Origin of the sequence: Actinomyces sp. ICM58 (assembly GCF_000283035.1) — a bacterium.
In the GTDB taxonomy this organism is placed as follows: domain Bacteria; phylum Actinomycetota; class Actinomycetes; order Actinomycetales; family Actinomycetaceae; genus Pauljensenia.
Map to the genome: position 1 here is coordinate 1 of NZ_ALIY01000208.1, position 13,905 is coordinate 13,905.

Consider the following 13,905-nt stretch of genomic DNA (forward strand, 5'->3'; position numbering starts at 1 on the left):
CCACACACCCCGCGCCGCACGCCTCCAGCAGCGCCCCGCACACGCGGTCGATGAGCCGCCCCCCGCCGAACACGAGGTCTGGCTTCGACACGCCGCCCAGGCGCTCTCCCCCGCCGCCGCCCACGACTATCGCGGCCAGGTCGGGGCGCGTCCCTCCCCCGCCCACGGGGATCAGTCCCACGGCGCGAAGGTCAGCACGTCGGCGCGCTGCGTCGCCGCGTCCACCGTCAGGACGCGGCCGATCAACGGCTCGCCGAAGCCCACCAGCAGCTTGATGGCCTCCGTCGCCATCGCGGTGCCCGCCTGGCCGACCACGGGACCGAGCACACCAACCTCCGGCGAGGCCGGGGTCGTCCCGGGAGCAGGCTTGACCGGGTGCAGGCTCCGCAACGTCAGCGAGGGCACGGGGGCCGGCGCCGCAGACCAGAACACGCTCACCTGGAAGGCCATCGACACGACCGTCCCCCACACCAACGGGACGCCTGAGTCCGCACAATAGTCCGCCACCAGGTACTTCGAGTCGAAGCTATCCGTGCACTCCACGATGAGGTCCCACTCGCGTCCGTGCTCGTCCAGCCACTCTCGGGTCACGTGCCCGTAGCGCTCGAAGCGCACGCCGGAATTGAGGGCGCTCAGGTGACGCACCGCCGAATCAGGCTTTGGATCCCCCACGTCGGCCTCGCCGTGCAGGAGCTGGCGCTGCAGGTTCGACGTATCGACCACGTCGGAGTCGCAGATGCCGATCGTCCCGACGCCCGCAGCCGTCAGGTATAGCAGGACGGGCGAGCCAAGGCCGCCCGCGCCCACGACGAGCACGCGCGCCGCGGCCAGGCGAGCCTGACCCGCCTGGCCAATGCCGGAGACCAGCCAATTGCGACGGAAACGCTCCAGCGCAGGATCCCCGGCCTGGTACGGGACGGGCGCATTGATCAGCGGGAGCGCCACGCTGCGGCCCGAGACGGCCGCCTCACGCGAATAAGGATCGCCGATCGTCATCTTACAGACCCGACCAGTTGTGCGAACCGTCGGTCAATTCCTGCTTCTTCCAGATCGGGAGCTTCGCCTTCACGTCCTCAACGATGCCCTCCACAGCGCGGAAAGCCTGTGCGCGATGCTCGGCGGCAACCGCCACCACCATCGCATCCTCACCTATCTCCAGGCGGCCCACCCGGTGCCACGCGACGATGCGATGCACCCCGGGACGATCCTTAAACTCCGCGACGATGTCGCGCAATATCTGCGCCGAGGAAGGATGCGACGAATACTCGATCGCGTCCACGCTCTCTCCCCCGTCGTGGTTGCGCACGACGCCGATGAACGACGCCACGGCACCACACGTATCTCGGCGTGCGCTATCGATCAGCGTGCTCGAGTCGAGGGGGTCGTCAGTAATACCTGTTGCAATCTCTGCTGACATGGGATCCTCCAGGAACGGGAGATGCTTACGTCCATTTTAAACGGAAACGGTCAGGATTTTGCAAAAACCCTGACCGACCCGCACAAATGCTGTGGACATCTCACCCGCCGGCGAAGGGCGGCAACACGTCGATGCGCACGCCGGGCATCAGCTCCGCCTCCAGGCGCGCGGAACGCTCGTTCACCAGGAAGCTCGACACCTCCAGGATGCGATCCAGCTCCGGGTTCTCAGCGCCGAGGCGCGCGACCAGCTCGCCGAGCGTCGCGGGCGTCTCCGAGGCGGGCAGCTCACGCATGTAACCGCCCGCCGCCTCGGCCGCGCCGCCGAAGAAGTGCACCGTCGTCGACAGCGGCTTCGGATTCGGCTCGTTGAGCGGACGCAGGAAGACCGTCAGGCGCAACGGGTTGATCGGATCGACCTCCACTGACCAGCTCGCAACCCCCGTCGCCGTGCGCTCGAAGACACGCTCGACGATGCCGCGCCGCAGCTCGAGGGCCAGGTCGTCCGGGGCTCCCGGCTCCGTGAAAGGGCAGGCAGTCAGGACGACGGCCATCTGATCGGACTCGTGGGGTACCGACGCAAAGCCCATCGCGTTCATGAACAGTCGCACCTTGCCCAGGTGCCCCGCGATGTTGAAGTTGTCGCGCATGGCCCGGCGCGCAATCCCGTGGCTGTGGTCCGGCACGGCCATCGTCTCCAGGGCGGCATCCGCCCACCGCGCGCCGATCTCGCACACCGACGCGGCCGGGTCGGCGGCGTCCGCGCGCAGCCACGCCAGCAGCGACGAGGTCAGCTGTTGGAGCATCTGAGCCGCAAACGAGGGGTCGGCGGGGGTCGTCGTCGAGTATCCGAGCGCGGGACGCCCGCGCCCCGAGGAGGGAAGCTGCTGCTTTTCCACCAGACCCACGGCAAACAGACCTTCGAGCGTCTCACGCACGCTCGACACGTGCAGGCCGGCCTCCTGGGCCAACTCGGCCACGGTCACGGGCGTCGCGTGCTGCGAAATGCGCTCCAACAGAGCGTGCTGAGCGGGCGTCAGGGCAGCCATCGCCTCAAGCGTTTCAGCAAGCGGCCGCGAATGGGAGGTGTCAGTCATGTCCGTCCTCTCTCCCTCTTAATCTGCGGAAACCCCCTTAACGAGAGTCTCCGTAACGGCATTAGCTTTGTTACATTACTTACAAACCGGTGTTATTTTAACCAGCACAAGCCTTTGCGCGCACGGTCAATTCCACTGCGCGGATGCTTTTGGAGGGGCGGCCGCACGCGCGCACCTCACTGACGACACCCGACCCGTGGTATACGGCGAGGGGCGAGCTTTCGCCCGCCCCCACGCCAACACCTGGCCCGCCGAGGCCTCGCCTCTCAGCAAGGGACCGCGGCGGGCACGGCCATCGATCAGTCCGACATGCCGCCGCGCGTCAGCTGATGCTCGCGGCGCTCGTCGCGCGACCGGTAGATCACCGGGGGACGCGCCACGTAGCCGACCGGCGCGCTCACCGCGTGCACGAGGCGGGTGAACGGCCAGATGCAGAAGAGCAGCAGGCCCGCGATGATGTGCAGCTGGAAGCTCAGCGGCACGTCGACCATCAGGTGCGCCTGCGGGTGCAGCGTGAAGATCGAGCGGAACCACACGGAGATCGTCTCGCGGTAGTCGTAGCCCTCGTGACCGCCGAGCACCTGGTTGAGCAGGGTCGCAGCCCCGCCCAGGAGCACCGGAATGCTGAGCATCACGTAGGTGACGATGTCCATGCGGGTCGTCGCCACGCGCACCGACTTGACCACCAGGCGACGGTAGATCAGCAGCGCGAGGCCGAGGATCGTCATGAGACCCGCGATCGAGCCGGGGATCGTCGCCACCAGGTGGTAGGTGTGCTGTGAGACGCCGAGCGCCTGCGTCCAGGTCTTCGGGATCACCAGGCCCATGACGTGGCCCACGAACACGAAGAGAACGCCGAAGTGGAACATCGGCGACGCCCAGCGCAGGATGGCCGGCTCATTCCACTGTGAGGAACGAGACGTCCACCCGTACTGGTCCGTCTTGTAGCGCCACGCGAGACCCACGATGAGGATCGCGAAGGACACGTAGGGCAGGACCACCCACAGGGCAATGTCCAGGAAGGACAGCGACTGCGTCGCAGGTGCTGACGCGGCATGCAAAAGTGCGGATTCCATGAACGTTACCGTCCCATCGTTGTTTCGGAAGTCGGGAAGGGCGTGGCAGACAGATCGCCCACGCCCACCAGCTCGGTGGGCGGCCCCTGGCTAATGAGCTTGCGGAAGCCCTCAATGGTCTTTTCGTCCGGCTCGGGCAGTGTCGCGACCAGCGCGTCCAGCAGCGGCGCGTATGGGGAGTCCGCGGCGCGCAGCGCCGTGCGGATCACTTCGATGCCCTCGCGGTTAGAGCGCAGCAGGCCCTCGGCCGTGCCGGTCTCGTCGAAGGCGGCGAACTCCAGGACCACCGGCAGGTGATCGGGCAGCTCCTCGCGCTCCATCTCGAAACCGGCGCGGCGCAGGACCTCCTTGAAGGCCAGGATGGCCTGGCCGCGCCCGCGGGTGTCGCCGTGCGTGTAGTACGTCAGGCCGAGCGCGCAGCGGCGGCGCTGGTCGAACGTCTCCACGTAGGTGGTCTGCATGGCGCGCAGGCCCGCGGCGCGAGCGTAGCTCACGAACGAGGCCAAGGACGCCGAGGCCGGCTCCGGCAGGTCCGCCAGAGCCTCCTCGACCGCGTCCAGCTTGGTCTCGAAGTCATCACCCGGGTAGTCCAGGAGGACCGAGACCGCCATGCGCACGCCGCGCGCGTCCTTCGGATCCATCTCCGTTTCCGGAGCGGCCGTAGGAATACGCGGAATGCCGACGAAAGTACTCATCGAACGACCTCAAGGGGGAGCATCTGGCGTCCCTCCGGCGACGAGCCACCCGTCGGGCGGTTTGACGTGGCAGGGGCCAGGCCGTGGAAGGCCTCGACGTCGTAGGACACCGGGCAGCCCTCGAGCTCCTTGATGCCGCGCGGCATCTCGGGGTGGGCGGTCGGGATGACGAAGCGGTCGTCGTACTTGGCGATCGACAGCAGTCGGTACATCTCCTTGACCTTCTCCGGGGTCATGCCCACGGAGGCAGGGATCTCCTCGTTCGTCGGGTTGTCGACGAAGACGTCGCGCATGTAGGAGCGCATCGCGGCGAGGCGACGCAGCGCCAGCTCCACGGGAGCCGTGTCCCCGGCCGTGAACAGGCCGGCCAGGTACTCCAGCGGGATGCGCATCTGCGAGATGGCGGACAGCAGGACCCTGTGGTCCTCGCCGTCGCTGCCGGACGCGGTCACCTGGTCGACGACCGGGGACAGCGGCGGCACGTACCAGACCATCGGCAGGGTGCGGAACTCGGGGTGCAGCGGCAGGGCGACCTCGTACTCGGTAATGAGCTTCCAGATCGGGGACTGCTGGGCGGCCTTGATCCACGAGTGGGGAACGCCGTTGGCCTGAGCCTGGGCGACCACCTGCGGGTCGTTCGGGTCGAGCAGGATCTCGCGCTGGGCGCGGTACAGGTCGCGCTCGTCCTCCTGGGAGGCGGCCCAGGTGACGCGGTCCGCGTCGTAGAGCAGCACGCCCATGTAGCGCAGGCGGCCCACGCAGGTCTCCGAGCAGATGGTCGGCTGGCCGACCTCGAGGCGCGGGTAGCACAGCGTGCACTTCTCGGCCTTGCCCGTGTTGTGGTTGAAGTAGACCTTCTTGTAGGGGCAGGCCGACACGCACATGCGCCAGCCACGGCACTGATCCTGGTCGACCAGGACGATACCGTCCTCGGTGCGCTTGTACATCGCGCCCGAGGGGCACGCCGACACGCAGGTCGGGTTCAGGCAGTGCTCGCAAATGCGAGGCAGGTAGAACATGTACGCGTCCTCGATGGTCTTGGCGACCTGGAGGTTCATCTGGTGCAGGACCGGGTCCTGATCCAGGGTCTCCATGGAGCCACCGAGGTCATCGTCCCAGTTCGGGCCCCACTCGGGCTTGTCGATGTGCTCGCCCGTGATTGTGGACTTCGCGCGGGCCGTCGGGATCGCGCGGGAGTTCGCGGGCGCCTGGAGCAGCTTGTCGTACTCGTACGTCCACGGCTCGTAGTAGTCCTTCATGGTCGGCTGCGTCGGGTTCGCGAAGATCTTCGCGAGCGAGGCGACGCGTCCACCCTGACGGGGAACGAGGCGGCCCGTGGCGGTACGCTTCCAGCCGCCCTTCCACTTCTTCTGGTCCTCCCAGCCGCGGGGGTAGCCCACGCCGGGACGGGTTTCGACGTTGTTGAACCAGATGTACTCGGTGCCCTCGCGGTTGGTCCACACCTGCTTACAGGTGACCGAACAGGTGTGGCAGCCGATGCACTTGTCGAGGTTCATCACCATCGCGATCTGAGCCATGACCTTCATCAGAACTGCACCTCCTGGGAGCGGCGGCGGATAACCGTGACCTCGTCGCGGTTGTTGCCGGTGGGACCGTAGTAGTTGAACGCGTAGGCGAACTGCGCGTATCCGCCGGCCAGGTGGGTCGGCTTAATGAAGATTCGCGTCAGCGAGTTGTGCGTACCGCCGCGCTTGCCGGATTCCTCGTTCAGCGGGGTGTTGATCTGGCGATCCTGGGCGTGGTGCATGAACACCGTGCCCTCCGGGATGCGGTGGGAGACAACGGCGCGAGCCGACACGGTGCCGTTACGGTTCTTCGCCTCGATCCACTCGTTGTCGCGCACACCGATCTTCTCGGCGTCGGCCGGGCTCATCCACACCGTCTGGCCACCACGACCCAGCGTCAGCATGTACGGGTTGTCGTAGTACTGGGAGTGGATGGCCCACTTGTTGTGGATCGTCAGGTAACGCACCGCGACCTCGGCCTGACCCGGCTGACCGGGACGGTGGTCGCCGACAGGACGCTCACCGTAGATGTGCGCCAGGTCAAGCGGCGGACGGAAGATCGGCAGGGCCTCGCCCATGTCCATCATCCAGTCGTGGTCGACGTAGAACTGCGGGCGGCCCGTGAGCGTGTGCCACGGCTTGCGGCACTCGACGTTCTGGACGAAGGCGCTGTAGCGTCGGCCGCCGTGCTCGGAACCCGACCACTCGGGGCTGGTGATGACGCTGCGCGGCTGCAGGACGGTGTCCTGGTAGGTGATCTTCTTTTCTTCGTCACCTTCGGCCAGGAACGCCATCTCGTTACCGACGCGCTTCTCCAGCGTGCGGAAGCCCTGAACGGCCAGGGAGCCATTCGTGGTGCCCGAGAAGCGCAGCGCCATGTTCGCCGCCTTGATCGCGGTGTCACACAGGGGCATGCCCTCGCCGGCGTTGCCGTCCATGGGGGCGCGGCCGTTGAGGTCTCCGAGCTGCTCGTATGCCTCCTGCACGTTGTAGGCCACGCCCTTCGAGGCCAGGCCGGCCTTGGGCAGGAGCGGTCCCATGCGGTCGAACTTGTAGCCGACCTGCGTGTAGTCGCGCTCGATCGGGACCAGCTTCGGCATGGTCTTGCCGGGCGTCCACGTCTGCTCGGGAACGACGCCGCTCGCCATGGTCATGGCGTCCGGGGAGTCGTGCCCCAGCGGGACCGCGACGACGTCCATCTGGGTGTCCAGGTGACCGGGGGCCATGCGGCCGACGAGGCGAGCCAGGGTCTGGAACACCTCGAAGTCGGTGCGCGCCTCCCACGGCGGGTTCACGGCCTCGTCGAAGCAGTGCATGAAGGGGTGCATGTCCGTGGAGGACAGGTCGTGCTTCTCGTACCACGTGGCGGCGGGCAGCACGACGTCGGAGTGCAGCGTCGTCGAGGTGTTGCGGAAGTCCGCGACCCACATGAGGTCGAGCTTGCCGGGGTGGGCGTCGCGCCAGTTGACGGACGCGGGACGGTTGCCTTCTTCCAGCTCCTGCGCGTTGACCTCGTTGCCTGTGCCCAGCATGTGACGCAGGAAGAACTCGGTGCCCTTCGCGGAGGAGCCGAGCAGGTTGGTACGCCAGTTCGCAAGGATCTTCGGGACGTTGTGGTGGGCGTCCGGGTCCTCGATCGCGAACTGCAGGCGCCCCTCGCGCAGCTCCTGGGACACGTACTGCGCGGGCGCCATGCCGGCCTCGGCGGCCTCGCGACCCAGCTGGGTCGAGCCCTTGGAGAACGTCGGGTAGCAGGGCATCCAGCCGCGCTGAACCGACTCGACGAGCGTGTCGACCAGCTGCTTGCCGTCCAGGTGCGAGGACTTGATCGGGTTCGCCATGGCCGAGGCCGCGGCCCCGTCGTAGCGCCACTGGTCGGTGGTCATGTAGTACCAGCCGGTGGAGATCATCTGGCGCGGCGGACGCGCCCAGTCCAGGGCGAAGGTGAAGGAGCCCCAACCCATGATCGGGCGGACCTTCTCCTGACCCACGTAGTGGGCCCAGCCGCCGCCGTTGCGGCCCTGGGTACCACACATTTCCGTGAGCGCCAGGAACGTCCGGTACATCTGGTCGGAGTGGTAGTAGTGGTTCGTGCCGGCGCCCATGAGGATCATGGAACGGCCCTCGGTTTCGACCGCGTTCTGTGCGAACTCGCGGCCGATCTTGATGGCGGCTCCGGCGGGAACCGACGTGAACTCCTCCTGCCACGCGGGGGTGCCCGGCGTGGAGGCGTCCATGTAGTCGGTGGGCCACTGGCCCGGCAGACCCTCGCGCTCAACCGCGTAGTGGGCCAGCATGATGTCGTACACCGTCGTCACGAGGCGGCCGTTGACGCGGCGCGCGGGCACGCCGCGCTTCACGTAGCCGCCGCCGACCGATGCCTGGCCGGGGGCCGCGGGCAGGTCGAAGCGCGGCAGGGCGATCTCGACGGGCTCCCACTCGTCCGTGTCCATGATGGACATGACGGGCTCGACGCCGTCCAGGTTGAGGTTCCAGTGCCCGGCGCCCTCCTCGCCGAAGCGATCGGCGAGCGTGCCGCCCGGGTCCTTGACCGTGCCGTCGGCCTCGATAACGAGGGGACGGAACTCGTTGTTCTCGGTGCGCGTCGTCGTGCCCGCGGGCATCTTCGCGGCCGTCAGGAACTTGCCCGGGACCAGGGTCGTCGGGGCGATGCCCTCGTGGGCGCCCTCGCCAACCTCGTTAATCTCCACCAGGAACGGGGAGTCGGTGTAGCGCGTCATGTAGTCCAGGAACATGGGCTCGCGCTTGCCGACGTGGAATTCCTTGAGGATGACGTGGCCCATGGACTGGGCCAGAGCGCCGTCCGTGCCGGGCTGGACGCGCAACCAGTCGTCCGCGAACTTCGTGTTGTCCGCGAAGTCCGGGGACACGACGACGACCTTCTGGCCGTGGTAGCGGGCCTCGGCCATGAAGTGGGCGTCGGGGGTACGGGTCAGCGGCAGGTTCGTGCCCCACATGATGAGGTACTGGGAGTTGAACCAGTCGCCGGCCTCGGGCACGTCGGTCTGGTCGCCGAAGACCTGCGGCGAGGCCGGAGGCAGGTCCGCGTACCAGTCGTAGAAGGACAGCATGGTGGCGCCGATGAGCTCGTGGAAGCGGGCGCCCGCACCGTAGGAGATCATCGACATGGCGGGGATGACCGAGAAGCCGGCGATGCGGTCGGGGCCGTACTGCTTGATCGTGTGCACGTAGGCGGCGGCGACGATCTCCATCGCCTCTTCCCAGGACACGCGGACCATGCCGCCGCGGCCGCGCTGCGACTTGTAGGCGCGCGCCTTCTCCGGGTCCTCGACGACCGCGGCCCACGCATCGACGGGATCCCCGAGGCGCTTCTTGGCCTCGCGGAACATGTCGAGCAGGACGCCGCGCACGTAGGGGTACTTGATACGGGTCGGCGAGTACTCGTACCACGAGAACGCCGCGCCACGCGGGCAGCCGCGGGGCTCGTACTCGGGCATGTTGGCGCCGGTCGACGGGTAGTCAGTCTGCTGGGTTTCCCAGGTGATGACGCCGTCCTTGACGAAGATCTTCCACGAGCACGAGCCCGTGCAGTTCACGCCATGGGTGGAGCGCACGATCTTGTCGTAGCTCCAGCGGTCGCGGTAGAAGGAGTCGCCTTCGCGGCCGCCCTCGAGGAAGAGCTGGCGCGCATCGGCGGACGCCTTGCCGCGACGCAGCCACGAGCCGAGCGCGAACAGGGTCGCGCCGGTCGCTGGCTTGACCTCGCCGTCGTAGGTCGGGAAGGTCATATCGGATTCGAGATTCGTCATGGGGTGCTCCTAAGAGTCGGTTGACGAGGCAGTGGCAGGTCCGTCGGCACCACGCAGTGCCGAGTGGATCAGCCGGGGAACGGGGCGTTCTTGCGCGCGTACATGATCCAGCACAGGACCGAGCACAGGGCGCAGAAGATGGCGCATCCCGCGAAGAAGACCGGGGCGCTGATGGCGGAGAGAGCAACGCCGACCAGGAACGGGCCGAGGGATGCGATGGCGGAGGTGAAGCCGATGGCGCCGCCAGCCTGGCGGGCCGGCATGATCATCGGCATCTGCTTGAAGGTGCCGGCGTTGCCGAAGCCGGAGAACAGGAACATGGTGAGCATGAGCGCCATGAAGATGTAGAAGTCGGTCCAGCCGGTGGGGTTGCGCAGGACCCATGCGATGCCGCCCAGGGTAATGGCCATGCCGACGCCGGAGATGAAGGTCCAGATGGCGCCGCCCATGCGGTCGCAGAAGATGCCCCAGGACATGCGGATGATCGAGCCGATGAGGGGGCCGAGGAAGGCGAAGGTCGCACCCAGGACGGGCAGGCCGGGGGTGGACTCGCGGCCGAACTGATTGTTAATGAGGAGAGCGAAGACGGCGGAGAAGCCGGAGAAGAGACCGAAGGTCATGACGTAGAGGATGGTCATGTACCAGGTGTTGGGGTTGGAGAAGATGTCCAGCTGCTGCTTGATGTTGGCCTTGACGGGCACGTCGCGCAGCCAGATGAAGGCGAGGATTGCGGCGACGATGCACCACGGGATGAAGAAGGCCGCGGCGTTGTAGACCCAGATGCTCTCACCGACGTGTTCGCCGGCCTGCTCGCCGACCTGCGTCTGCGGGTCCACCAGCCAGGTCATGCCGAAGAGGCCGAAGCCCATGAGGATGGGGCCGACCAGCTGGATGACAGACATGCCGAGGTTGCCGATGCCGCCCTGCAGGCCGAGGGCCGTGCCGACGAGGCGCTTGGGGAAGAAGTAGCCGGTCGAGGGCATGTAGCCGGAGAACGAGCCGCCGCCGATGCCACACATGAAGGCGAGGGTCAGGAGGACCCAGTAGGGGGTCGTGTTGTCCTGGACCGCGAAGAACCAGCCGGCCATGGGGATGATGCACAGCAGGGAGGTGATGCCCACGAGCTTGCGGGTGCCGATGAGCGGGGGCAGGAACATGTAGATGAGGCGCAGGATGCCGGCGGCGAGGCCGGGGAGGGCGGTCAGCCAGTACAGCTGAGACTTGTCCAGGTTAAACCCAAGAAGCGTCAGCTTCGGCGCGATCGCGCTGGGCAGGAACCACACGCAGAACGCCAGGATCAGCGAGTAGGTCGTGATCCACAGCGTGCGCCACGCGAGCTTCGAGTCCCACTTGGACTCATCGTTGGGGTTCCAGTCAGTGAGCAGGTAGCGGCTCTTCTTGGCCGCGGGGTCGGTCGCGCTCATGGCTCTCCTCATCCGTGAAGGGGGCATCCGGGCGCAGGCAAGCGCCGGACGTTCTTTAACACGGAGGCTACCAAGGCAAATTACCTCCGTCACACCATCTTTTTAGGACGTGCATCACCCTTGATACAACAAGGAAAAATAGGGGTGTCGAGCACGGAGGGGAGGATATCAACGCCGCTATCGACCGCCGTTACAAAACGTCGGCGTTACGAAATTAGTGGGGACTTACCCACCAATACGGCTCATCGTGCGCGACGGGCGCGCGAAAGCGTCAATATTGAGCCCATGCGCGGCCGGCTTGGCCCACATGGCGTCGGCCCATCGAGCGGCGATCTGCGCGTCAGAGCCACCCCCGCGCAGCACGTCGCGCAGCGAGGTCTCCTCCGTGGAGAACAGGCAGGAGCGCACCATGCCATCCGACGTCAGGCGCGTGCGGTCGCACGCCCCGCAGAAGGGGTCGGACACGGAGGCGATGACGCCCAGCATCTTGGTCGGATCCCCATCCACGATCCACCGACCCGCGGGGGAATGCGGATCCTCGCGGGGCGCGGGGGTCAGCGTGTGGCGGGTGCCCATGATGTGCAGGATCTCGTCCGCCGTCATGATGTTCTGGCGGTCCCACGTGTCCGCCGGACCGATCGGCATCTGCTCGATGACGCGCAGCTCGATCCCCCGATCCAGGCAGTAGTCGACCAGGTCGGGCAGGTCGGCCTCGTTCATGCCGCGCAGCACCAGGGTGTTGACCTTGATCGGTGTCAGGCCCGCGCGCGCGGCCGCCTCGATGCCCTCCAACACATCCCCCAGGCGGTCGCGGCGGGTGATCGCCGCGTAGTGCTCAGCATCCAGGGAATCCAGCGAAATGTTGACGCGATCCAGGCCCGCATCCCTCAAACCCTGGGCGCGCTTGGCCAAGCCCAGCGCATTCGTCGTCAGGGCCAGGTCCGGCTTCTTTCCTTCGTCGGTGCGCAGCTCGGAACACTCGCCGATGATCCCCTCGAGGCCTCGGCGCAGGAGAGGCTCCCCGCCCGTGAAGCGCACCTGCCGGATCCCGAGCCGCTCGACGCCGATGCCAACGAGGCGCACGACCTCGTCGTCCGTCAGGGTTTCCTCGGTGGGCAGCCAGTCCAGGCCTTCGGGGGGCATGCAGTAGGAACAGCGCAGATTGCAGCGGTCGGTGAGCGAGACGCGCAGGTCTCGGGCCACGCGCCCGAAGGTGTCGACGAGCCGCAGCGGCGCCTCACACGCCACCCCCTGCGCCGCCTGCGCGGCGGATACGAACTCGACAGACATGGCGACACCCTACCGCTTTTTACCTGGTCTTCGCCCCTCGAAATACGTGCGAGCACCCCGCAACCGCGCCCCGGCCTCGTCGCCTGAGAGAAAGGCTACAGTGGACAGCGCTGACGCGAGAAGCAGCACCGGGATAGCGTGAGTACACGAGAGCCACCCGAGCGAGGAGCACCATGCGCGCCGTCGTCATGCACGAACCCGGCAACGTCACCGTCGAAGAGTTGCCGAAACCCACCATCCTGGAGCCCACGGACGCCATTATCAAGCTGGCGGCCACCTGCATCTGTGGCTCGGACCTGTGGCCCTACCGCGGCATGGAGCCCGTCCACGAGCGGCGCATGGGACACGAGTACGTCGGCACCGTCGTCGAAGTGGGCGAGGCCGTCACGACCGTGCGCCCCGGCGATTTCGTCGTCGGTTCCTTCTGCATCTCCTGCGGCGAATGCTCTGTCTGCCGCGCCGGCTACCCCTCGCGTTGCGCGACCGCGGCCGCCCAGGGCGACCCCTTTGTCGGCACACGCGCCGGCGGCACCCAGGCCGAATACGCGCGCATTGCCCTTGCGGACGGCACGCTCGTGAAGACCCCCGGCACGCCCACGCGCGAGCAGATTCCCTCGCTCCTGGCTGCCTCTGACGTGCTCGGCACCGGCTGGTTCGCCGCCGACGAGGCCGGGGCTGGTCCCGGCACAACTATCGTCATCGTGGGCGACGGGGCCGTGGGCCTGGGCGCGATCATCGGCGCCCGCCAGCTGGGCGCATCCCGCATCATCGCGATGTCGCGCCACGCGGATCGCCAGACGCTGGCCCGCCAGTTCGGCGCAACCGACATCGTCGAGGAGCGCGGCGAGGAGGGCGTTGCACGCATCAAGGAACTGACCGGCGGCCTGGGGGCCGACGGCGTCGTCGAAGCGGTGGGCAACGAGGTGGCTTTCAACCAGGCGCTCGGCTGCGTGCGCCCCGGCGGTCACCTGTCTTTCGTGGGGGTTCCGCACGGCGTCTCCCTGGATATGAGCCGCATGTTCGCCGCCGAGGTGCACATGTTCGGCGGGCCGGCCGCCGTGCGCAAGTATCTGCCGACCATGATCAACCTGATCATGAGCGGAACCATCAATCCTGGCGCCGTCTTCGACATGGTCCTGCCGCTCGAGCAGGCCGCCGAGGGCTACGCCGCCATGGACGAGCGCCGCGCCACGAAGGTCATGCTCACCGTCTGACGCCGGCGGCGCACGGCCCACGCGGCCGCCCACGCCGGACCACACCCAGCCACAACGCGCCCCAACCAACCGCGACTTCACCCACCGACCCACACTCAGCCGCCCAACGGGGGGTTTTGCACCATTAGACGCACCGCTACGGCGTGTCGCCGGCGTGTCGCACCCCTAATGCTGCAATTCCCCCCCATTCGCCCGCAGCAACCACGCCCACGCCCGCCACCAGCGACGGATCACCAGGCCGCGCCCGGCCCACGCGGCCGCCAACCCCCGCCCGCACCCGTCCACAACGCGCCCCAACCAACCGCAACCTCGCCCGCCCGGCCACACCCGGTCGTCTGCCCGCCCAGCCACCGCTCACCGGCCCACTCACCGGGGG

The 13,905-nt window shown here is 67.4% G+C and carries 10 protein-coding genes and 1 pseudogene; 1 reads left to right on the plus strand and 10 read right to left on the minus strand.

The window, feature by feature from the left end:
* From HMPREF1138_RS09255 to moaA, 10 genes and pseudogenes are all read right to left on the minus strand, one after another.
* Positions 1-181, minus strand: a pseudogene (locus HMPREF1138_RS09255) (molybdenum cofactor guanylyltransferase); the annotation flags it as partial.
* Entirely contained in the window at positions 172-996 is an 825-nt protein-coding gene (locus tag HMPREF1138_RS09260) for a HesA/MoeB/ThiF family protein (protein WP_009059080.1), read from the minus strand. The gene HMPREF1138_RS09260 and the pseudogene HMPREF1138_RS09255, both read right to left, overlap by 10 nt.
* Before the next feature lies 1 nt (position 997).
* Positions 998-1,417 (minus strand): molybdenum cofactor biosynthesis protein MoaE, encoded by a 420-nt coding sequence (locus HMPREF1138_RS09265; protein WP_009059084.1) that lies wholly within the window; start codon positions 1,415-1,417, stop codon positions 998-1,000.
* Between the two features lie 100 nt (positions 1,418-1,517).
* Positions 1,518-2,513, minus strand: a complete 996-nt coding sequence (locus HMPREF1138_RS09270) for a MoaD/ThiS family protein (RefSeq protein ID WP_009059096.1) — start codon at positions 2,511-2,513, stop codon at positions 1,518-1,520.
* 299 nt (positions 2,514-2,812) lie between these two features.
* Positions 2,813-3,589 (minus strand): respiratory nitrate reductase subunit gamma, encoded by a 777-nt coding sequence (gene narI / locus HMPREF1138_RS09275; protein ID WP_009059094.1) that lies wholly within the window; start codon positions 3,587-3,589, stop codon positions 2,813-2,815.
* A 5-nt stretch (positions 3,590-3,594) separates the two neighbouring features.
* Positions 3,595-4,284 carry a nitrate reductase molybdenum cofactor assembly chaperone gene (gene narJ / locus HMPREF1138_RS09280; RefSeq protein WP_009059089.1) on the minus strand — a complete coding sequence of 230 codons (690 nt, stop codon included), beginning with the start codon at positions 4,282-4,284 and terminating at the stop codon, positions 3,595-3,597.
* Positions 4,281-5,831 (minus strand): nitrate reductase subunit beta, encoded by a 1,551-nt coding sequence (gene narH, locus HMPREF1138_RS09285; RefSeq protein ID WP_009059077.1) that lies wholly within the window; start codon positions 5,829-5,831, stop codon positions 4,281-4,283. The genes narJ and narH overlap by 4 nt, the downstream gene beginning before the upstream one ends.
* Positions 5,831-9,601 (minus strand): nitrate reductase subunit alpha, encoded by a 3,771-nt coding sequence (locus HMPREF1138_RS09290; RefSeq protein WP_009059082.1) that lies wholly within the window; start codon positions 9,599-9,601, stop codon positions 5,831-5,833. The genes narH and HMPREF1138_RS09290 overlap by 1 nt, the downstream gene beginning before the upstream one ends.
* A 68-nt stretch (positions 9,602-9,669) precedes the next feature.
* Positions 9,670-11,025, minus strand: coding sequence for a nitrate/nitrite transporter (locus tag HMPREF1138_RS09295; RefSeq protein WP_009059085.1), 1,356 nt, complete (start codon positions 11,023-11,025; stop codon positions 9,670-9,672).
* A gap of 225 nt (positions 11,026-11,250) precedes the next feature.
* Positions 11,251-12,315, minus strand: coding sequence for a GTP 3',8-cyclase MoaA (gene moaA / locus HMPREF1138_RS09300; RefSeq protein ID WP_009059087.1), 1,065 nt, complete (start codon positions 12,313-12,315; stop codon positions 11,251-11,253).
* A 173-nt stretch (positions 12,316-12,488) separates the two neighbouring features.
* Between moaA and HMPREF1138_RS09305 the strand changes: the two genes are divergently transcribed.
* The gene (locus HMPREF1138_RS09305) at positions 12,489-13,529 is read left to right on the plus strand and encodes a zinc-dependent alcohol dehydrogenase family protein (RefSeq protein ID WP_009059093.1); all 1,041 of its coding nucleotides are present in this window, start codon (positions 12,489-12,491) and stop codon (positions 13,527-13,529) included.
* Positions 13,530-13,905 lie beyond the last annotated feature (376 nt).

Excerpts from the sequence above, each read along its gene's own strand:
- HMPREF1138_RS09260 (WP_009059080.1), bottom strand. The coding sequence starts at position 996 with ATGACGATCGGCGATCCTTATTCGCGTGAGGCGGCCGTCTCGGGCCGC.
- HMPREF1138_RS09265 (WP_009059084.1), bottom strand. The coding sequence starts at position 1,417 with ATGTCAGCAGAGATTGCAACAGGTATTACTGACGACCCCCTCGACTCG.
- HMPREF1138_RS09270 (WP_009059096.1), bottom strand. The coding sequence starts at position 2,513 with ATGACTGACACCTCCCATTCGCGGCCGCTTGCTGAAACGCTTGAGGCG.
- narI (WP_009059094.1), bottom strand. The coding sequence starts at position 3,589 with ATGGAATCCGCACTTTTGCATGCCGCGTCAGCACCTGCGACGCAGTCG.
- narJ (WP_009059089.1), bottom strand. The coding sequence starts at position 4,284 with ATGAGTACTTTCGTCGGCATTCCGCGTATTCCTACGGCCGCTCCGGAA.
- narH (WP_009059077.1), bottom strand. The coding sequence starts at position 5,831 with ATGAAGGTCATGGCTCAGATCGCGATGGTGATGAACCTCGACAAGTGC.
- HMPREF1138_RS09290 (WP_009059082.1), bottom strand. The coding sequence starts at position 9,601 with ATGACGAATCTCGAATCCGATATGACCTTCCCGACCTACGACGGCGAG.
- HMPREF1138_RS09295 (WP_009059085.1), bottom strand. The coding sequence starts at position 11,025 with ATGAGCGCGACCGACCCCGCGGCCAAGAAGAGCCGCTACCTGCTCACT.
- moaA (WP_009059087.1), bottom strand. The coding sequence starts at position 12,315 with ATGTCTGTCGAGTTCGTATCCGCCGCGCAGGCGGCGCAGGGGGTGGCG.
- HMPREF1138_RS09305 (WP_009059093.1), top strand. The coding sequence starts at position 12,489 with ATGCGCGCCGTCGTCATGCACGAACCCGGCAACGTCACCGTCGAAGAG.